Annotated in this window: 17 protein-coding genes and 1 pseudogene; 13 read left to right on the forward strand and 5 right to left on the reverse strand. The window is 62.2% G+C overall.

The features are described from left to right. Window positions 1–70 precede the first annotated feature (70 nt). From ACA068_RS13830 to ACA068_RS13865, 8 genes are all read left to right on the forward strand, one after another. Window positions 71–988, forward strand: a complete 918-nt coding sequence (locus ACA068_RS13830; protein ID WP_497310321.1) for a LysR family transcriptional regulator — start codon at window positions 71–73, stop codon at window positions 986–988. 38 nt (window positions 989–1,026) lie between these two features. Further along, window positions 1,027–1,644 (forward strand): transcriptional repressor LexA, encoded by a 618-nt coding sequence (gene lexA / locus ACA068_RS13835; RefSeq protein ID WP_497310322.1) that lies wholly within the window; start codon window positions 1,027–1,029, stop codon window positions 1,642–1,644. Beyond that, window positions 1,644–2,261 (forward strand): translesion DNA synthesis-associated protein ImuA, encoded by a 618-nt coding sequence (gene imuA / locus ACA068_RS13840; RefSeq protein WP_497310323.1) that lies wholly within the window; start codon window positions 1,644–1,646, stop codon window positions 2,259–2,261. The genes lexA and imuA overlap by 1 nt, the downstream gene beginning before the upstream one ends. Window positions 2,262–2,268: 7 nt before the next feature. After that, on the forward strand, window positions 2,269–3,684 hold the full coding sequence (locus ACA068_RS13845) for a Y-family DNA polymerase (RefSeq protein ID WP_497310324.1): 1,416 nt from the start codon (window positions 2,269–2,271) through the stop codon (window positions 3,682–3,684). Further along, entirely contained in the window at window positions 3,660–6,758 is a 3,099-nt protein-coding gene (locus tag ACA068_RS13850; RefSeq protein WP_497310325.1) for an error-prone DNA polymerase, read from the forward strand. Before ACA068_RS13845 ends, ACA068_RS13850 begins: the two co-directional genes overlap by 25 nt. 326 nt (window positions 6,759–7,084) lie before the next feature. Beyond that, the gene (locus tag ACA068_RS13855; RefSeq protein ID WP_497310592.1) at window positions 7,085–7,759 is read left to right on the forward strand and encodes a CsgG/HfaB family protein; all 675 of its coding nucleotides are present in this window, start codon (window positions 7,085–7,087) and stop codon (window positions 7,757–7,759) included. A 60-nt stretch (window positions 7,760–7,819) separates the two neighbouring features. Continuing rightward, a complete protein-coding gene (locus ACA068_RS13860) occupies window positions 7,820–8,161 on the forward strand; it encodes a DUF4810 domain-containing protein (protein WP_370654478.1) in 342 nt (113 codons plus the stop codon). Beyond that, a complete protein-coding gene (locus ACA068_RS13865; protein ID WP_497310326.1) occupies window positions 8,158–8,817 on the forward strand; it encodes a DUF799 domain-containing protein in 660 nt (219 codons plus the stop codon). Before ACA068_RS13860 ends, ACA068_RS13865 begins: the two co-directional genes overlap by 4 nt. 222 nt (window positions 8,818–9,039) lie before the next feature. On the opposite strand, the pseudogene ACA068_RS13870 reads toward ACA068_RS13865, so the two are convergent. Further along, a pseudogene (locus ACA068_RS13870) lies at window positions 9,040–9,423 on the reverse strand (flavin reductase family protein); the annotation flags it as partial. Window positions 9,424–9,674: 251 nt separating this feature from the next. Here ACA068_RS13870 and ACA068_RS13875 point away from each other — a divergent pair. Continuing rightward, window positions 9,675–11,786, forward strand: a complete 2,112-nt coding sequence (locus ACA068_RS13875) for a hybrid sensor histidine kinase/response regulator (RefSeq protein WP_497310327.1) — start codon at window positions 9,675–9,677, stop codon at window positions 11,784–11,786. Between the two features lie 60 nt (window positions 11,787–11,846). Then, window positions 11,847–14,477: an excinuclease ABC subunit UvrA gene (gene uvrA / locus ACA068_RS13880; protein ID WP_497310328.1), complete on the forward strand. Its 2,631-nt coding sequence runs from the start codon at window positions 11,847–11,849 to the stop codon at window positions 14,475–14,477. 97 nt (window positions 14,478–14,574) lie between these two features. Here uvrA and ACA068_RS13885 read toward each other — a convergent pair whose 3' ends face one another. Continuing rightward, entirely contained in the window at window positions 14,575–14,766 is a 192-nt protein-coding gene (locus tag ACA068_RS13885) for a hypothetical protein (protein WP_497310691.1), read from the reverse strand. Between the two features lie 88 nt (window positions 14,767–14,854). On the opposite strand from ACA068_RS13885, the gene ACA068_RS13890 reads away from it, so the two are divergent. Continuing rightward, window positions 14,855–15,127 (forward strand): hypothetical protein, encoded by a 273-nt coding sequence (locus ACA068_RS13890; RefSeq protein ID WP_497310329.1) that lies wholly within the window; start codon window positions 14,855–14,857, stop codon window positions 15,125–15,127. Window positions 15,128–15,181: 54 nt separating this feature from the next. Here ACA068_RS13890 and ACA068_RS13895 read toward each other — a convergent pair whose 3' ends face one another. Beyond that, window positions 15,182–15,706 (reverse strand): DUF4142 domain-containing protein, encoded by a 525-nt coding sequence (locus ACA068_RS13895; RefSeq protein WP_497310330.1) that lies wholly within the window; start codon window positions 15,704–15,706, stop codon window positions 15,182–15,184. A 219-nt stretch (window positions 15,707–15,925) separates the two neighbouring features. Between ACA068_RS13895 and ACA068_RS13900 the strand changes: the two genes are divergently transcribed. After that, complete coding sequence (locus ACA068_RS13900) at window positions 15,926–16,168, forward strand: DUF465 domain-containing protein (protein WP_497310331.1); 243 nt, start codon at window positions 15,926–15,928, stop codon at window positions 16,166–16,168. Between the two features lie 111 nt (window positions 16,169–16,279). Then, window positions 16,280–16,522 (forward strand): hypothetical protein, encoded by a 243-nt coding sequence (locus tag ACA068_RS13905; protein ID WP_497310332.1) that lies wholly within the window; start codon window positions 16,280–16,282, stop codon window positions 16,520–16,522. A 121-nt stretch (window positions 16,523–16,643) separates the two neighbouring features. On the opposite strand, the gene ACA068_RS13910 is transcribed toward ACA068_RS13905, so the two are convergent. Both ACA068_RS13910 and ACA068_RS13915 read right to left on the reverse strand, forming a co-directional pair. Further along, the gene (locus ACA068_RS13910) at window positions 16,644–17,735 is read right to left on the reverse strand and encodes an SMP-30/gluconolactonase/LRE family protein (protein ID WP_497310333.1); all 1,092 of its coding nucleotides are present in this window, start codon (window positions 17,733–17,735) and stop codon (window positions 16,644–16,646) included. Beyond that, on the reverse strand, window positions 17,732–18,877 hold the full coding sequence (locus tag ACA068_RS13915) for a sterol desaturase/SRPBCC family protein (protein WP_497310334.1): 1,146 nt from the start codon (window positions 18,875–18,877) through the stop codon (window positions 17,732–17,734). Before ACA068_RS13915 ends, ACA068_RS13910 begins: the two co-directional genes overlap by 4 nt. Window positions 18,878–18,970: the final 93 nt, after the last annotated feature.

An 18,970-nucleotide genomic window follows, 5' to 3' on the forward strand; every position in this document is an offset into this window, starting at 1 on the left:
GATTAGTGGCTTGTCATGGCCAGCAGAACGCCTCGCTCACGAAAAACGTTTTTGCCTGAATGGAAAAAATATGGACAAGTTGGGTGCATTGAAAATGTTCGTGGTCACGGCGCAACTCGGCAGTTTCAGTCGCGCCGCCGAGCATCTGGGCAAGACTCCGTCAGCCTTGACCAAAGCGGTCAATCACCTGGAAGCGGAGCTCGGCGCCCGGTTGTTCGAGCGCAGCCCCCGACGGATTTTGCTGACCGAATCGGGGCGTCTGTATCTGGAAACCGCGCGCCAGGTCCTGCAGCGGCTGGACGAGGCCGGCGAGGAAATCGAGCAGTTGCAGCATGGCCTGCGCGGCAACCTGAAGATCACCGCGCCGCTGGCGTATGGGCAGGCTTTTCTCGATCAGGTGTGCGGTGGTTTCCTGGAGCAATACCCGCAGATCAACCTGCAAGTGGACCTGTGCGATGAGTTCGTCAACCTGCTGGAAAGCGGCTACGACCTGGCATTGCGCGAGGGTCATGACGATTTGCCGGGGTTGATTGCTCGCGTCGTCGGCAGCAATCGGCTGGCGTTGTGCGCCAGCCCTGATTATCTGGCGCGCAAGGGGTTGCCGGTCACGCCGGACACCCTCGATGACCACGAATGGCTGCTCTACCGTCATCCGTTGCTCAGCCGCGAATTCTGGTGGGCCGAGCGCGGCGGGCAAAGATTGAGCCTGCCGCAACCGCAGTCGCCGCGATTGCGCAGCGACAACTACGACCTGCTGCTGGCCAACGCACTGGCCGGACGCGGCGTTCTGCACACGCCGCTGTGGAGTGCCGCGCCGTACATCGCCGATGGCCGGCTGGTGCGGGTGATGGCCGATTACGCCATTGATCCCGACAGCTTCGGTTCGTACATCCTGGCGGTGTACCCCAGTCATCGGCGGGCAACCGCCAAAGTGCTGGCTTTCATCGATTACATCGCAGGGTTTCTGGCGTCGCGTGGCTTGAGCTGACTGGCGGTCCTTGCCAGGAAAATGCCGAAAGAGTACAAATGTACTCCATGACGACTTTAACGCCCCGACGTACTGCCATCCTGACCTTCATTCGCGATCGAATCGCGGAGCACGGTCAGCCCCCGAGCCTCGCTGAAATCAGCGAGGCATTTGGTTTCGCCTCCCGCAGCGTGGCGCGCAAGCATGTGCTGGCGCTGACCGAGGCCGGTTTTATCGAGGTCAACCCCAACCAGGCCCGGGGCATCCGTTTGCTCGGGCAACCGGCGCGGCCCGAGTTGCTGGACATCCCGGTACTCGGGCGGGTCGCGGCGGGGACGCCCATCGGCGCTGATGCCGAAGTGCACAGCCGCTTGCTGCTCGACCCGTCGATCTTTTCGCGGGTGCCGGACTACATGCTGCGGGTCCAGGGTGATTCGATGATCGAGGACGGCATTCTCGACGGCGACCTGGTGGGCGTGCACCGCAATCCCGAAGCGCTAAACGGCCAGATCGTGGTGGCGCGGCTCGATGGCGAAGTCACCATCAAGCGTTTCGAACGGGTCGGCGACGTTGTCCGGTTGTTGCCACGCAACCCGGCCTATCAGCCGATCATCGTCGAGGCCAATCAGGACCTGGCCATCGAAGGGGTGTTCTGCGGTCTGGTGAGGCAAGGGTGATGGGCGCCGTCGTTGCGTTAGACACGCTGTTCAATGGCGGCCAGGTCTGGAAGGGCCGGCCTGCGCCACCGGCTGTCAGCCCGCAACCCACCGGGCATGCCGCGCTGGACGCGGCGTTGCCTACCGGCGGCTGGCCGGAAGCGGCATTGACTGAAATCCTCCTGGCCGGGCAGGGCGTTGGCGAGTTGCAGCTGGTGTGGCCGGCCCTGGCGCGGCTGTCGGCGGCGGGCGAACGCATTGTGCTGGTGGCGCCGCCTTACGTGCCGTATCCCCAGGCCTGGCAGAACGCCGGGGTCGATCTGCGCCAGTTGTCGATCATCCAGGCCAGCGAGCGCGATGCGCTGTGGGCGGCGGAACAATGCCTGCGTTCGGGCAGTTGCGGCGCGGTGCTGTGCTGGCCGCGCAAGGCCGATGACCGGGCGCTGCGGCGCTTGCAGGTGGCGGCCGAAACCGGCTCGACCCTGGCGTTCGCCTATCGCTCGATCAACGAAGCCATCAACCCTTCGCCAGCCGCACTGCGCATCGCCATCGATGCCCGGCCTGCACAATTGCGTGTGCTCAAGTGTCGTGGCGGGTTGGCGCGGTCGGCGCCGATTGCCTTTTCCGTGGGGCATTGAGGTTGCCATGCGTTGGGTGTGCATTCTCTTCCCGCAATTGGCGCTGGACGCGGTACTGCGTCAGCGCCCCGATCCCGATGAACCGTTGGCGCTGCTGACCGGCCCGGCACAGCGTCGGGTGTTGCAAGCGGTCAACGCTTCGGCGCGGGCGCTGGGCTTGCGCCCGGGGCAGTCGATGACCGCCGCGCAAGCCTTGAGCAAAGGTTTTGTCACGGCCGAATACGACGTCGCTGAGATCGAGCACTGGCAACAGTTCCTGGCGGCGTGGGCCTATCGATTCAGCTCTCAGGTCAGCGTGCATTACCCGCGTGCCGTGGTGTTTGAAATCGAATCCAGCCTGGGGTTGTTCGGGCCGTGGCCGCAGTTCGAGGCGCGGTTGCGCGCTGAACTCGGCGAACTGGGCTTTCGGCATCGGATCGTCGCCGCGCCCAACCCGGTGGCTGCGCGGGTGTTGGCCAATATGTATGACGGACTGGTGGTGCCGGACGATCAAGCCTTGCGCTATCACCTGGGGCAATTGCCGGTTGACCGGATTGCCTTGGAGCCGGCGGTGGCCACGGCGTTGTCGCGCATGGGGTTGCGCACCTTGAGCCAGGTTCAGGCGTTGCCGCGCAACAGCCTGGCGCGACGTTTCGAGGCGCAAGTGCTCAAGCACCTGGATGCGCTGTTCGGCGAGCGGCGGCTGGCGCTGGCGTTCTACCTGCCGCCGGACCGGTTTGATGTGCGCATCGAGCTCAACTTCGATGTGCAATCCCATCAGGCGCTGCTGTTTCCATTGCGTCGGCTGACCGGCGATCTGTCGGCCTTCCTCTGCGGTCGGGACAGTGGCGTGCAGCGTTTCGACTTGCACCTGGAGCACGCCGGCTTGCCGGACACGGTGATCAAGGTCGGCTTGCTCAGCGCCGAGCGCGATCCGGCGATGCTCTTCGAACTGGCCCGGGGACGGCTGGAACAGGTGCAGGTCGAGGCCCCGGTGCGCGGTTTCCGGCTGCGCGCCGAAGACCTGCCCAGCTTTGTCCCACAGCGTCAGGAACTGTTCGACGACCGTCCGCAGCAATCCTTGCCCTGGGAGCAACTGCGCGAACGCTTGCGTGCACGGCTTGGGGATGACGCGGTGCACGGCTTGCGTTTCCAGGCCGATCACCGGCCAGAGTGCGCGTGGCAGGCACGGGACGACAGCCAACTCTGCGCGGCGTTGGCGGGCGTGCAGCGTCCGGGCTGGTTGCTGACGGAACCGCAGGCTGTACACGAAGGCTCGACACGGATCCTCATGGGGCCGGAGCGCATCGAGTCCGGCTGGTGGGACGGCGACGACGTGCGCCGCGATTACTACCTGATCGAAACCCGTTCCGGCCAGCAGGGCTGGGCCTACCGTGCGGTGGGTGAGGGCGGCCCGCTGTGGCTGCAAGGCTGGTTCGCATGAGCGTCGAGTATGCGGAGCTGCACTGCCTGTCGAACTTCAGTTTCCAGCGCGGTGCTTCCAGTGCCCTTGAACTGTTTCAGCGGGCGAAAAAGCACGGCTATCAAGCACTGGCGATCACCGATGAATGCACCCTGGCCGGTATCGTCCGCGCCTGGCAAGCGGCCAAATCCGTGGAGCTTTCGCTGATCATAGGCAGCGAAATGCGCATCGAGAACGGCCCGAAACTGGTGTTGCTGGTGGAAAACCTTGAGGGTTATCAGACCCTGTGCCGGCTGATTACCCGAGCACGGCGCCGCACGCAGAAAGGCCAGTACCAAGTACTGCGCGAGGACTTCAGCGCGCCGATGCCGGGGTTGCTGGCGTTGTGGGTGCCGGACGCGGTCGATGATTTTGCCAGCGGCCACTGGCTCAAGCAGACGTTCACCGATGGCCTGTGGCTGGCGGTGCAGTTGCATCGCGGGCAAGACGACACCCGGCGACTGGACGCCCTGCTGACCCTGGCGCGGGAGCTGCGGATTCCAGCGGTGGCCAGCGGCGATGTGCACATGCACACCCGTGGACGGCGCGCCTTGCAGGACACCATGACCGCGATCCGTCATCACTTGCCGGTGGCCGAGGCCGGGTTGCGGCTGCATCCGAACGGCGAGCGGCATGTGCGCAGCCTCGATGCCCTGCAATCGATCTACCCGCAAGCGTTGCTCGATGAAACGCTGACCATTGCCCGGCGTTGCACCTTCGACCTCGGCCAGTTGCGTTACCAGTATCCCCGCGAGCTGGTGCCAGAAGGTCAGACGGCCACGTCCTGGCTGCGGCATCTGACCGATGAAGGGATCGCGTGGCGCTGGCCAGACGGTCCGCAAGCCAAAGTGCTGGCGCAGATCGACAAGGAGCTGGAGCTGATCGCCGAGCTGGGCTATGAAAGCTACTTCCTCACGGTGCACGACATTGTGCGGTTCGCCCGTGAGCAGGAAATCCTCTGTCAGGGCCGGGGTTCTGCCGCGAACTCGGCGGTGTGTTTTGCCTTGGGCATCACGGAAATCGATCCGGATCGCACCACGCTGTTGTTCGAACGCTTTCTCTCCAAAGAGCGCAATGAACCACCGGACATCGACGTCGATTTCGAACACGAACGCCGCGAGGAGGTCTTGCAGTACGTGTTCCAGCGTTATGGTCGGACCCGCGCCGCGCTCACGGCGGTGGTCAGCACTTATCACGCGGCCGGCGCGGTGCGCGATGTGGCCAAGGCCCTGGGTTTGCCACCGGATCAGATCAACGCCCTGGCCGATTGCTGTGGCCACTGGAGCGATGCAACACCGCCCGTGGAGCGCCTGCTTGAAGGCGGCTTTGACCCCGAAAGCCCGGTGCTGCGCCGGGTGCTGAGCTTGACCGGGCAACTGATTGGCTTCCCTCGCCACCTGTCCCAGCACCCCGGCGGCTTCGTGATTTCCGAGCAGCCGCTGGACAGCCTGGTGCCGGTGGAAAACGCCGCCATGGCCGAGCGCACCATCATCCAGTGGGACAAGGACGATCTCGATGCGGTCGGATTGCTCAAGGTGGATATTCTGGCCTTGGGCATGCTCAGCGCGATTCGCCGCTGTTTTGATCTGCTGCGCCGTCATCGCCATCTGGACTTGAGCCTGGCGACGATCCCGGCCGAAGACTCGCCAACCTACGACATGATCGGCCGCGCCGACACCATCGGCGTGTTCCAGATCGAATCCCGGGCACAGATGTCGATGCTGCCGAGGCTCAAGCCCCGGACCTTTTATGACCTGGTGATCGAGGTGGCGATCGTCCGTCCTGGGCCGATCCAGGGCGGGATGGTGCATCCGTACCTGCGACGGCGAAACAAGGAGGAACCCGAGGTTTATCCGTCCCCGGCACTGGAAGTCGTGCTCAAGCGCACCCTGGGCGTGCCGCTGTTTCAGGAACAGGTGATGCAGATTGCGATTGTCGCCGCCGACTACAGCCCCGGCGAGGCTGATCAGTTACGTCGCTCCATGGCCGCCTGGAAACGCCACGGCGGACTGGAACCGCACAAGGACCGGTTGGCCGCCGGGATGAAGAAAAACGGCTACACGGCCGAGTTCGCCGCGCAGATCTTCGAACAGATCAAAGGCTTCGGCAGTTATGGTTTTCCCGAGTCCCACGCCGCCAGTTTCGCCTTGCTGACCTACGCCAGTTGCTGGTTGAAATGCCACGAGCCGGCGGCCTTCGCCTGTGCGCTGATCAACAGCTGGCCCATGGGTTTCTACAGCCCGGACCAGATTCTGCAGGACGCGCGCCGGCATCATTTGCAGATTCGCCCGGTTGACGTGCGCGCCAGCGACTGGGATTGCAGCCTCGAACCGATCACCGGCGCGCAGCCGGCGATTCGCATGGGGCTGCGGATGATCAAGGGCTTTCGCGAGGACGATGCCCGGCGCATCGAGGCGGCGAGGGCGAGGGGGGTATTTGTCGACATCGCCGACCTGGGCGAGCGCGCGCGACTCGATGCCCGTGCCCAGGAGCAACTGGCCGATGCCGGCGCGCTGCGTGGCCTGGCCGGTGACCGGCATCGGGCGCGCTGGGAAGTGGCGGGGGTGCAGAAACAACTCGGTTTGTTTGCCGGCCTGCCGAGTCAGGAAGAACCTGCGATCTATCTGCCCAAACCGACGGTGGGCGAGGACTTGCTGGCCGACTACAACAGTGTCGGCACCACCCTCGGTCCGCATCCGCTGGCGTTGCTGCGCGCGGAGTTGAAAGCCCGACGTTGCCGCAGCTCGAAAGAACTGATGGAGGTCGAACACGGGCGACCGGTCAGCGTCGCCGGGCTGGTCACCGGCCGGCAACGGCCAGGCACGGCCAGTGGCGTGACCTTCGTCACCCTGGAAGACGAGTTCGGCAACATCAACGTCATCGTCTGGCGCGACCTCGCCGACCGGCAGCGAAAGGTCCTTGTCGGCTCGCAATTGCTCAAGGTCGATGGCCGCTGGGAAAAGGAAGGCGAGGTGCGGCACCTGATTGCCGGACGGTTGAGCGACCTGAGCCCCTTGCTGGACGGCATCAGCGTGCGTAGCCGGGATTTCCGCTGATCTGTGCCTATACAACACCCTCTGTAGCAGTTGTCGAGTGAAACGAGGCTGCGATTTTTTGATCTTGTTTTTAAAAAGAAAAGTCAAAGATCGCAGCCTCGTTTCACTCGACAGCTGCTACAGGGACGTGTGTTGCCAAATCACTGACGCCAATAAAAATTAAACACTGTTCTCAGTGATGGCACTTTGGCATAATGCCGGCCGCCGACGTCCCGCACGTCGATTATCGATTTGATTCCCCCTCGCTTTTTCGCCGCTGCAACCCGCAGCGGTTGGCTATGGCCGTGCCGGGATAACCGTTTTTTCAGAAGGAATGCACAGTGAGAATGATCTCTCGGATGTTGGTATCGGCGGCAGCGATTGCCCTTTTCGGCGCGATGGCCGGGTGTGCGACCGAAAGCTCGCGCGCCTTGCCGGTCGCAAAAGTAGAAAGCGCCAGCGTGGCGTATGCCGGTGTTCGTGTACCCATGGCGGTCGGCAAGTTCGACAACCGTTCGAGCTACATGCGCGGGATCTTCTCCGACGGCGTGGATCGCCTCGGCGGTCAGGCCAAGACCATCCTGATCACTCACTTGCAGCAAACCAACCGCTTCAGCGTGCTGGACCGCGACAACATGGGCGAGATCCAGCAGGAAGCCGCGATCAAGGGCCAGTCTCAGCGCCTCAAGGGTGCCGACTTTGTGGTCACCGGTGATGTCACCGAGTTCGGCCGCAAAGAAACCGGCGACCACCAGCTGTTCGGCATTCTCGGTCGCGCCAAGACCCAGGTGGCCTACGCCAAGGTCAACCTGAACATCGTCAACATCAGCACTTCCGAAGTGGTTTATTCGACTCAGGGCGCGGGCGAGTACGCCTTGTCCAACCGTGAAGTCATCGGCTTCGGTGGCACCGCTGCCTACGATTCGACCCTCAACGGCAAAGTGCTCGACCTGGCCATGCGCGAGGCGATCAATCGCCTGGTGGACGGGATGAACGCCGGGGCATGGAAACCGGGTAACTGATCAAGGTTGATGACAAGGAGCGGTACAAGCATGTTCAAGACGTATGTGTCGTGGGCGCTGATGGCGTCGACATTGCTGGTCAGCGGCCTGTTGGCCGGTTGCGCCGGCCCGAAAACCCTTTACCAGTGGGAAAGCTACCAGCCGGAAGTCTACGAGTACTTCAAGGGTGAAGAACCCAAGGAAGCTCAGGCCGAAGCGCTGGAGCGCGACCTGCAGAAGATCAAGTCCACCGGCAAGACGCCGCCGCCTGGCTACCACGCTCACTTGGGTCTGTTGTACCTGAGCATGGGTAAGGACGATCAAATGGTGCAGCAGTTCAGGACCGAGAAAACCCTGTTTCCCGAGTCGACGCCGTACATGGATTTTCTGCTTAAAAACGCCAAGACCGGAGACACCCAATGATCGCGCGCTCATTGAAACTGTTGGCCGGGTTGCTGGCGCTGGCTGTGCTCGGTGGCTGCGTCAGCCCCAAGACCGTGGACTATTCGGCGTACAAGCAAGCCCGTCCGAAAACCATTCTGGTGCTACCGCCGCTGAACAACTCGCCGGACGTCAAGGCGTCCTACAGCATGTTGTCGCAGGTTACGTATCCGTTGGCGGAAGCCGGTTACTACGTGCTGCCGATCACCCTGGTCGATGAGACATTCCGCCAGAATGGCCTGACCACACCGGCGGACATTCACCAGGCACCGGCCAACAAGCTGCAGGAAATCTTCGGTGCCGATGCGGCGTTGTACATCACCGTGACGGACTACGGCACGCGCTACATGATCATCAGCAGCGAAACCGTGGTGACCGCCACCGCGAAGCTGGTGGACCTCAAGAGCGGCACCACCCTCTGGACCGGCTCGGCCCGGGCTTCGAGCGAAGAGGGCGGCAACAACGGTGGCGGTGGTTTGGTTGGCATGCTGATTACGGCAGCGGTCAAGCAAGTGATCAACAGCGCCACCGACGCCGGTCACCCGATTGCCGGTGTGGCCAGTGCGCGACTGCTGTCGGCCGGGCAACCGGCGGGGTTGCTGTACGGACCGCGTTCGCCGAAATACGGTACTGACTGAACCTAGTGAGATCGTTCCCACGCAGAGCGTAGGAACGATCAGCTAAGGAAGCTCCTGTAGTGAAGTGCCTCCTGTGGCGAGGGAGCTTGCTCCCGCTCGGCTGCGCAGCAGTCGTCAAACTGAAGACGCGATCTATTTGAAGAAACGCGCTGACAGATTTTGGGGCTGCTACGCAGCCCAGCGGGAGCAAGCTCCCTCGCCACAGTATTAGGTGATTTTAGTTTATTTGGTGGCAGGCCAAAACCGCTTCCCGCCTCCAGGCGCATCCGTCCATGCCTGCAATGACCGCGTCGGCAAATCGAAATAATCCCGGGTCCGCGCATAACCATGCCCACCCATGCGCCCGATCGCATCCAGCCCTAGCTGATCGATGTACAAGGTTTTCGGGTCGATCAATTCGTCCCGCACCTGCGCCATCAACACTTCCCCGAAGATAATCTCCCGCGACTGCCCGATGGACAGCGCCATCATCCGCCGACACGCCACCGCCACCGCCACCGGCGCCTCGCCGATGCGCGGGCATTTGACCCTGGTGCCGGTAATCGCTGTCAGCCCCGCCGCCGTCAACTCGTCGAAGCCGGGAGCAAATGGCACCGCGTGCACCGATTTTCACGACTGCTTCTCAGCCGAACAGGGCGATGCGGCGTTCCGACAAGCCCCCTCACCACAGAGGTCCCCGCAGGCTCAGCTGCTACAGGGTTCTTTGTCAGGCAAGTCCACAACAAATCCGAAGATCAAGAATCGGCTAACCTCATATGAAACCATTGGCGTCGGCGATGCTCGAAACAAACGGGCCCGCGCCGTCCTCGCACAGCGATTCCGCATGTCAGCCACTCACAGGGACACAGAGCCAGTCGATGCAGTTTCTATCTGATAGCCACGGGTGTGCCGGCTGGAACGGTGAAATGGCCGGGCGCATCCGCGCGTTCGACTGGAGCCAGACCGAGCTTGGAAACATCGACACCTGGCCCGCCAGTCTGTGCAGCTCGGTGCGGCTGATGCTCGCGTCGCCACTGCCGATGGTGATGCTCTGGGGGCGCGAGGGCTACATGATCTATAACGATGCCTACTCGACGTTTGCCGGTGGCCGCCATCCATATCTGCTGGGCTCCCCGGTCGAGCTGGGTTGGCCGGAAGTGGCCGAGTTCAATCGACATGTGGTCGATACGTGCCTGGCAGGCGGCACTTTGTCCTATCGCAATAAACAGCTGGAATTGCTGCGCGACGGGGTCCCTGAAGACGTCTGGCTGGACCTCTATTACAGCCCTGTCGCCGATGATGAAGGGTTCCCCGCCGGGGTCATGGCAATGGTCGTCGACACCACTGAACATGTGATTTCCGAACGCCGGCGCCAGGAAGCCGAAGACGCTTATCGCGCCGACAATGAACGGGTGCGCCTGGCGCTCAATGCCGGGGCTTTGCTTGGCTCGTTCGTCTGGGACATCAAGGGCAATGTGTTGTCCGGCGACGAGCGTTTCGCCCGGACTTTTTCCTACCCTGCCGAGCAGAACCTCGCCGACCTGCCCACCGACATTGCTGAAGCGCAGATTCACCCCGACGACCGCAGTTGGGTCCAGGAGCAGGTCAATCAGTCAGTGGCAACCGGCGAGGCCTTTAATGCCGAGTACCGGGTCTTGCGCCCTGACGGCAGCTATTTGTGGGTGCAGGCCAGTGGGTGCTGCGAGTTCAACGAGCAGGGCGAACCCTTCCGCTTTCCTGGCGTGTTGATCGATATTCACGAACGCAAGATGGCCGAAGAATCCTTGCTCAAATTCACCCGCAACCTGGAGCAACGCGTGGCCGACGAAGTCGATGCGCGGCTGGCGGCTGAAGAGCAACTGCGTCAATCGCAGAAGCTCGAAGCCATCGGCGGTCTCACCGGCGGCGTGGCCCACGACTTCAATAACTTGCTGCAGGTGATCGCCGGTAACCTGCACTTGCTGGCGCGGAGTGAGCCGGACAACGCGAACGTGCAGCGCCGGGTCAGTGCGTCGATTGCGGCCGTCGAGCGCGGCGCCAAACTGTCTTCGCAATTGCTCGCGTTTGCCCGCCGCCAACCGTTGTCGCCGGCGGTGTGCGACCCACAACAGATATTCGAAGGGCTGGGTGAGCTGTTGCAACGGGCGCTGGGGGAAACCATCCAGATCGATGTGCAGGTGCCGCAAGAACCTTGGTACATCAACGTCGATCGCAACCAGTTGGAAAACGCCATTCTCAACCTGGCGATCAATGCCCGTGACGCCATGCAGGGCGAAGGGACCATTGAGCTGAATGCCGGGAATGTGGCGCTCGATCGTAAATTCTGCGCCGGCAAGGGCATCGCAGCGGGCGATTATGTGCGTGTCGCGGTGGCCGATACCGGCGCCGGAATGTCGCCCGAAGTGCTGGGGCAGGCGTTCGAGCCGTTTTTCACCACCAAGGCCGACGGTCAGGGCACGGGATTGGGACTGAGCATGGTGTTCGGTTTCGTCAAACAGAGCGGCGGGCACATCGAGATTTCCAGCGTCGTCGGGCAGGGCACTCGGGTACAGCTTTACTTTCCGCGCAGCATGCGTGCGTTGCCCAGTGAAACAACGCTGCGGGATTCACCGCAACGGGGCGGGCACGAAACCATTCTGGTGGTCGAGGACAACGAAGCGGTGCGCAGCTCGGCGGTGGAGTTGCTGAGCGAGGAGGGCTATCAGGTCCTGACCGCGGCCAACGGCGACCAGGCGATGCAGATGTTGCTGGATGGCGTGGCGGTGAACCTGATCTTCACCGATGTGGTCATGCCCGGACTGATCAAAAGCTCGGACCTGGCAGCCTGGGCCAAGGTGCAAAATCCCCCGGTGGCGGTGCTGTTTACCTCCGGCCACACCCGGGACATCATTTCGCGCAATCACCAGCTCAGCCCCGATACCCATCTGCTGAGCAAACCTTACGGGCCCGAAGCACTGACACACATGATCCACACGGTCCTGAGCGGCTGACCACAGGGCCTGCTCCCACAGGGGAGTTGTTTATTTCAGTTATTTATTCAAGGGCTCACGATGTCTTCAACGCGCACCTCCAATCCTCCTTCCGGCATGGTCAGGGTACGCGGTGCCCGGGAACACAACCTCAAGAACATTGACGTCGACATTCCACGAGATGCCCTGGTGGTGTTCACCGGCGTCTCGGGTTCGGGCAAGTCGTCGCTGGCGTTTTCCACGCTGTACGCCGAGGCGCAGCGCCGCTATTTCGAATCCGTGGCGCCCTACGCGCGGCGGCTGATCGATCAGGTCGGTGTGCCGGATGTGGATTCCATCGAAGGCCTGCCACCGGCCGTGGCCCTGCAACAACAGCGCGGCACGCCGAGTACGCGGTCTTCGGTGGGCAGCGTGACGACGCTGTCGAGCCTGATCCGCATGCTGTACTCCCGGGCCGGCAGCTATCCGCCGGGGCAGCCGATGCTGTACGCCGAGGACTTCTCGCCCAACACGCCTCAGGGCGCCTGCCCCGAATGCCACGGCCTGGGCCGGGTGTATGAAGTCACCGAAGCCTTGATGGTCCCTGACCCGAGCCTGACCATCCGCCAACGGGCGGTGGCGTCCTGGCCCACGGCGTGGCAAGGGCAGAACCTGCGCGACATTCTGGTGACGATGGGCTACGACGTCGACAAACCCTGGCGCGAGCTGCCGAAAAAGCAGCGTGACTGGATCCTCTTCACCGAGGAAACACCGACTGTGCCGGTGTATGCCGGGCTCACCCCGGAAGAAACCAAAGTGGCGCTCAAACGCAAAATGGAGCCCAGCTACCAGGGCACCTTCACCGGCGCCCGACGCTACATCCTGCACACGTTCAGCCACTCGCAAAGTGCGCTGATGAAGAAGCGCGTCGCACAATTCATGCTCGGCAGCCCGTGCCCGTTGTGCGACGGCAAACGGCTCAAGCGCGAGGCGTTGTCGGTGACCTTTGCCGGCTACGACATCGGCGAGCTGTCGCAGATGCCGTTACTGCAAGTGGCCGAGGTGCTGAAACCGGTGGCGGCGCACAGCTACCTTGAACAGGCCGATGAGGCGGGCGAGGTGTTGACTCACCGCCAGACCCGCGAGGCCCGCGAACAGCGCGTGGCCCACGGCGCCAGCGGCCATGTCAGCGCGCCGGACGTGCGGCATACGCCTAACCTCTCGGTGGAGAAACGCCTGGCCGCGCAACGGATCGCTCAGGATTTGCTGGAGCGGGTCAGCACCCTGACCGATCTGGGTCTTGGTTATCTGGCCCTGGACCGCAGCACGCCGACGCTGTCGTCCGGCGAGTTGCAGCGGCTGCGCCTGGCCACTCAATTGGGTTCGCAGTTGTTCGGCGTGATCTACGTGCTGGATGAACCGTCGGCCGGCCTGCATCCGGCCGATGGTGAAGCGCTGTTCGAAGCGCTGCAACGCTTGAAGGCTGCCGGCAACACCCTGTTTGTGGTTGAGCACGACCTGGAAACCATGCGCCGTGCTGACTGGCTGATCGATGTCGGCCCGTCGGCGGGCGAGCACGGCGGTCGGATCCTCTACAGCGGTCCGCCCCAAGGACTGGCCGAGGTCAAGGACTCCCAGACCCGTGCCTACCTCTTCGCCGAGCAGGTCACTGAAGCCAGAACCGGTCGCAAGCCGAGCGATTGGCTGCGCCTGGAAGGCATCACGCGCAATAACCTGAACGACCTCAGCGTCGAGTTTCCCTTGGGGTGTTTTACCTCGGTGACCGGCGTCTCCGGTTCCGGCAAATCAAGCCTGGTCAGTCAGGCCTTGCTGGAATTGGTGGGTGCGCATCTGGGGCGTGCTGCCAACGGTAACGAGTCTGAAGAGCTGAGCCTTGAGGACGATGCGCCGCAAGTCAGCGGCGGTCAGGTCACGGCCGGGCTGGAATCGATCAAGCGCCTGGTGCAGGTCGATCAGAAACCCATCGGCCGCACGCCGCGTTCGAACCTGGCGACCTACACCGGGCTGTTCGACAACGTGCGCAAACTGTACGCCGCCACCCCCCAGGCGCAGGCCGAGGGCTACGACGCCGGGCAGTTCTCCTTCAACGTCGCCAAGGGCCGTTGCCCGACCTGCGAAGGTGAGGGGTTTGTCAGCGTTGAGTTGCTGTTCATGCCCAGTGTCTATGCACCGTGCCCGACCTGCCACGGCGCTCGCTACAACCCCGAGACGCTGGCGATCATCTGGCAAGGTTTGAACATTGCGCAAGTGTTGCAATTGACGGTGGACGAAGCGGTCGAGGTGTTCGCCGAGCAACCGGGCATTCGCCGTTCTCTGGAAGTGCTGCGCGATATTGGCCTAGGTTATCTGCGCCTTGGTCAGCCAGCCACGGAGCTCTCGGGTGGCGAAGCCCAGCGCATCAAATTGGCGACCGAGCTGCAACGCAACCAGCGTGGGGCGACGTTGTATGTGCTCGACGAACCCACCACCGGTTTGCATCCACGGGACGTTGACCGGCTGCTCGAGCAGCTGAATACGCTAGTCGTGGCGGGGCACACGGTGATTGTGGTGGAGCATGAAATGCGCGTGGTTGCGCAGAGTGACTGGGTGATTGATATCGGGCCGGGGGCGGGGGATCAGGGCGGGAAGATTGTCGTTGCCGGCACGCCGCAGAAAGTGGCCAGGAGCAAGAAGAGCCGGACGGCACCGTTCCTCGCCCGGACCCTTAACTAGTAGGAGCGAGGCTTGCCTGCGAATTGGGCGCCGCGGTCAATCAGACATAACCGGTTATCGTTCTTCGCGGGCAAGCCTCGCTCCTACAGGATCGGTGTCAGGCGCAATCGATCGTGCGCCGGACCTTGTCCAGCAGCTCATTGATCTGAAACGGCTTGATCAGCATCTCCATGCCATCACCGAGAAACACCTGACGGTTGATCGCGTTCTCCGCGTAGCCGGTCATGAACAGGATCGGCAAGCCTTCGCGCCAGCCCGGCACAGCCGTCGACGGCGATAGGCCACCCATTGGATTGAACCCCTGTCCCGGGATGGCTTCGAACCTTCAAGGCCCCGGCTGTTTGAATCGCGGGCTGGCCGTCATGAGCGAGGTGCGTATGAAAGACCAATCGACACAACAGCAGAATCAATCGGGGGCGCCGGTCGACCGCAACGACCCGGCGATCGACCCGCAGACGCCGGGTGAGGGCGCGCCAGCGGAGCAGCTTCAGAGCCAATCCACCGGCTCGCCAAGCGCCGATGCGGCGGTGGATCAGAAGAATCAACACACCGACAATGACAATGAGTTTAGCCCCGGTTTCAAACCGAATCCGGACCGGCCAAAACCCGGCGATGACACGGATGCCGACATCGATACCGATGGCGGCTAGTTCAGCCAGCATGCAAAAAGGCCGCATCAATCGATGCGGCCTTCTTTTTACGGGTTATTTGCTGGGGTGGGCCGCTTGGAGCTTTTTCGCCATTTCCAGGTGTTTTTCCAGTGCCGGTAGCATTTTTTGCGCGAAGCCTTTCAGCTCGGTGGCGCCTTTGACTTTGTCGTCCGTCACCGTATTGGCCTGTTTTTCGAACAGCTTGATCGTGTCTTCGTGGGCCTTCACCTGATTATTGGCATAGGCCGCGTCGAAGGACTCGTCACGCATGTCGAGGATTTTTTCCTTGGCCTGTTTGACCAGCGTCGTCTCGTCCGGCACCTCGATGTCATTCTTTTTCGCCAGGGCCGCCAGTTCATCATTGGCCTTGGAATGATCGGTGATCATCATGTTGGCGAATGCCTTGATGTCGGCCGATGAGCTTTTTTCCAGCGCCAGTCGGCTGGTCTCGATTTCCGCAATGCCACCTGCGGCTGCGTTGTCGACAAAGTCATTGGAAGTGGCGGCAAAAGCAGCTGTGCACATGCTGGTGCTCAAGGCGACTGCCAGGGCGAGGTGGCGCAGGGTGAATCCGTCCATTGGTCATTCTCCACACAGGTTTCGGGTCAGCGATCGTGGTGATCGTTATTCAATGGAGGCAGGCGCTCGATCAAAGGTTTTATCGGGTTTGCGCCAGGACGACGAACGGACACCGCTGGTCTGATAGGCGGTCGACAGAACCAGCCAACCAAGGCCATTCTGATAGTTGGCGAACGCAATCGATCGCGTTTGCTGCCGATCAACAAACGGAGGTGTTCCATGCCGGTGCCACACGACCTTTATCAGGACCTGAAACTTTCAAAGGAAGATATCCAGCAAAAACGCTCCAAGGATCCGTTACTGGATTCACTGATCAACAAGTATTCGCAAGCGGACGCCGAGGTAGTAAAGGCTGAAACCGCACAATCGGATGCGCCCAGCGATGACGCACTGAAGAAGCTCAAGGAGACGCGCGTGCAGGTCAAGGACAAGATTGTCAAACAACTCCAGGCGTCTTCCTGACGCACCGAACCCGGCCACCGACAACCGGTGACTGAAAAATTGGAACGGTGATCAATACCGGCACCTCGAAAGATCAGAGTCCGACCTTTTCGACTCGTTGCGAGGTGCCTTATGAACGAGCCCAAATTTCCAAGTGAAGAGCAGGGCGGGTACGACCCCATCCCGACCCATCCCGAACCGCTAAGCCCCGGCCGCACGACGGTCAACCCCGAAGACGAGCCGGGTATCGACGAATTGCCGAACAACGAAGGTGTGCGCCCGCTGGATGAAGTCGACACCACCGCGATGGACCCTGAGCGGGTGCTTGAAGAGACGGACAACGCCGTGCGCGATAACGATATGGACCCCCGCTAGGCAAAACCACCACATACCCCCTGTAGGAGCGAGCCTGCTCGCGATGAGGTCCTGCCAGTCAATATCAATGTTGAATGTCAGACCGCCATCGCGAGCAGGCTCGCTCCCACAGGTTTTGGGGTTATTTCTGGAGGGCGGTGGTCAGGGGTAGGCGCGCCATGTTTGTTGCCTTCAGTGACCCCAGGTACAACCAGTCCCCATACTCGCGCACCGTCGTGATCGGCGAGTAATTACCCATGCTCGCATCCTGCAGGTTGGCAATCACCTTGCCGTCCAGGTCCAGACCCAGTGCAAAGGCGCGCTTATCCATGGGTTTGGGCAGTACCGTCAATGCCCGAACAATCATTTTGCGCACGAACGGGTGCGGTGCCGTGGCGTCGAGCAGCGCATTGCGCGGTGCGTAGAGCGCCACCCAGAAGCGGTCGCGGCCATTGAACGCGAGGTTGTCCGGCAGCCCCGGCAGATTATCGATGAACACCTCGTGGGTTCCGGCCTTCGGCCCGCTCAACCAGAAGCGGGTGATGCGGTAAGCGCCGGTTTCGTTGACCAGCACAAAGCTGTCGTCCGGCCCTAGCGTCACGCCGTTGGCAAACTCCAGCGTGTCCAGCAACACCGTGGTCTTGCCGGTCTGGAAGTCATAGCGCAACAAACGGCCGTCGCCTCCGTGCTCGATGATCGCCTCGCCGTCTTTACCGTAGCCCCAGCGGCTCGAGGCGTCGCTGAAATAGGCGTAGTGCCCGGATTTGTCGATGGCCACGTCATCGGTAAACCCGAAGGGCACGCCGCCCGCCTCGGTGGACAGCGCGATCAACCGGCCCTGGGCATCCAGGGAAAGCAACCCTTTGACGCCGTCAGCGATCACCAGCAGTCCGTTCGGGTGCCTCGCCAGGCCCAGAGGCCGGCCGCCAGTATCGGCCAGCACTTTGGTGTCCTTGCCGTCGAGGCTGGTACGGATCAGCCGGCCGTCGTGCAGCCCGGTGATGAGCACGTTATCTTCCAACAACAGCGCCTCGGGCCCTTCGATGTCCGCCGGGCCGACACGCTCCACCCCTTTGAGCCGCTGGTTGTCGGCATACACCCCGCTGGTGAGAGAGGGCGCCGGCGGCGGAGTCCAGGCCACCGGCCGAACCTTGGTGGGGAACAACAGCAGAAAAGCACCCAGGACAATGATCAGCAGCAACAGCAGATGGCGAAACCTGAAGGTTCTTCTCACACGCTGACTCCTGCGGGGGTCAGGTTTTTCTGCGCCATTTCGCGCAACGCGAGCATCGACGCTGCGGATTCACGCTCGATACGTCGCTTGAGCAGCAATCGATTGGTGATGCGCATCGCCAGGCCCGAGAACTGATACTCCAGGGTCCGCACAAAACGTGTGCCTTCGCCTTGCGCCTCGCATTCGTAGGTCACGACCAGCGACAACCCGTGATCACCGCGCGCGCCGGCGCTCCAGCGGCGTCCCGGCAGGTATTCGTTGACCTCCCAGCTCAAATGCCCCGTGCGGCCACCGGCAAGGATGTCCTCCTCGAACCGCTGGCCGGCATGCAGCGGCCCACCTTGGCCCTCGACCTTCAGGGACGACGGATGCCACTCCGGCCAACGGGTGACGGTGCTGGCATAGGCGAGCACGTCAATCGGGTTTCCAGCGATAGCGATCTGGTGCTGCATGCGGGTCATGGTCGTTCTCGTCAGGGGCAGGGGGGCAGGCTCCGGCTCCCAGTACAGGGTGCCGAACAGGTAGTCCATCAGCGGAAACACGATATTGAAGTTGCGTTCCTGCATCAGCTCGCGGCGGTGATGCAGTTCATGCAAGCGGCGCATCTGGCGGATCCACGGCAGACGTGTGACCGGGTTGTCCGGCGGTAAATGCTCGCAGGCATGAAACACCTCGTACATCAGGTACCCGAGGACCAGACAGCCGCCAAACAATCCGGCGACGTTGGCATCGACCTGCTTGAGCAGCCACCAGACGGGCAGGGTGAAGACCACGGTGTGCACCACGATCAGCCAGGCGGGAAACAGAATCACCCGCCAGTCCCGGGCGTTGTCGTAGGTCATGTGGCCGGGAGCGAAAAAGCTGTGATGGTCGCCGGCATGGCGGGCGTAGAACATCCGCGCAAAGCTCTTTTTGTGATGCCCCAAGTGCCGATGCACCAGGTACACGCCGAAGTTGAAGAACAACAGCGTCAACGGCACCGTCAGCCATTCCAGCGGCCGGACCTGATGCACGGTGCTCCAGAATCCACCGATGGCCAGCACGCCGAACAGCAGCACAAAGGCCCCGTGCAGCCATGGGTTGTAGCGCGGATGGATGTCAGCGCGATAGCGGTCGCGAAATGCCTGGGTGGTCTGCCTCACTGCGTTCACCTCTGCTTATTGTTATAACCAGCAGATTAGCTGATCTGCCCGCGCAAGCTTGAGCAAACCTGGATGACTTAAGCGCCATGATCC

This window comes from Pseudomonas sp. LBUM1660, from assembly GCF_059695935.1.

What these genes read in the sequence shown, in the direction of transcription:
- ACA068_RS13830 (WP_497310321.1), top strand. Translation starts at nt 71, where the DNA reads ATGGACAAGTTGGGTGCATTGAAAATGTTCGTGGTCACGGCGCAACTC.
- lexA (WP_497310322.1), top strand. Translation starts at nt 1,027, where the DNA reads ATGTACTCCATGACGACTTTAACGCCCCGACGTACTGCCATCCTGACC.
- imuA (WP_497310323.1), top strand. Translation starts at nt 1,644, where the DNA reads ATGGGCGCCGTCGTTGCGTTAGACACGCTGTTCAATGGCGGCCAGGTC.
- ACA068_RS13845 (WP_497310324.1), top strand. Translation starts at nt 2,269, where the DNA reads ATGCGTTGGGTGTGCATTCTCTTCCCGCAATTGGCGCTGGACGCGGTA.
- ACA068_RS13855 (WP_497310592.1), top strand. Translation starts at nt 7,085, where the DNA reads ATGATCTCTCGGATGTTGGTATCGGCGGCAGCGATTGCCCTTTTCGGC.
- ACA068_RS13860 (WP_370654478.1), top strand. Translation starts at nt 7,820, where the DNA reads ATGGCGTCGACATTGCTGGTCAGCGGCCTGTTGGCCGGTTGCGCCGGC.
- ACA068_RS13865 (WP_497310326.1), top strand. Translation starts at nt 8,158, where the DNA reads ATGATCGCGCGCTCATTGAAACTGTTGGCCGGGTTGCTGGCGCTGGCT.
- ACA068_RS13875 (WP_497310327.1), top strand. Translation starts at nt 9,675, where the DNA reads ATGCAGTTTCTATCTGATAGCCACGGGTGTGCCGGCTGGAACGGTGAA.
- uvrA (WP_497310328.1), top strand. Translation starts at nt 11,847, where the DNA reads ATGTCTTCAACGCGCACCTCCAATCCTCCTTCCGGCATGGTCAGGGTA.
- ACA068_RS13885 (WP_497310691.1), bottom strand. Translation starts at nt 14,766, where the DNA reads ATGGGTGGCCTATCGCCGTCGACGGCTGTGCCGGGCTGGCGCGAAGGC.
- ACA068_RS13890 (WP_497310329.1), top strand. Translation starts at nt 14,855, where the DNA reads ATGAAAGACCAATCGACACAACAGCAGAATCAATCGGGGGCGCCGGTC.
- ACA068_RS13895 (WP_497310330.1), bottom strand. Translation starts at nt 15,706, where the DNA reads ATGGACGGATTCACCCTGCGCCACCTCGCCCTGGCAGTCGCCTTGAGC.
- ACA068_RS13900 (WP_497310331.1), top strand. Translation starts at nt 15,926, where the DNA reads ATGCCGGTGCCACACGACCTTTATCAGGACCTGAAACTTTCAAAGGAA.
- ACA068_RS13905 (WP_497310332.1), top strand. Translation starts at nt 16,280, where the DNA reads ATGAACGAGCCCAAATTTCCAAGTGAAGAGCAGGGCGGGTACGACCCC.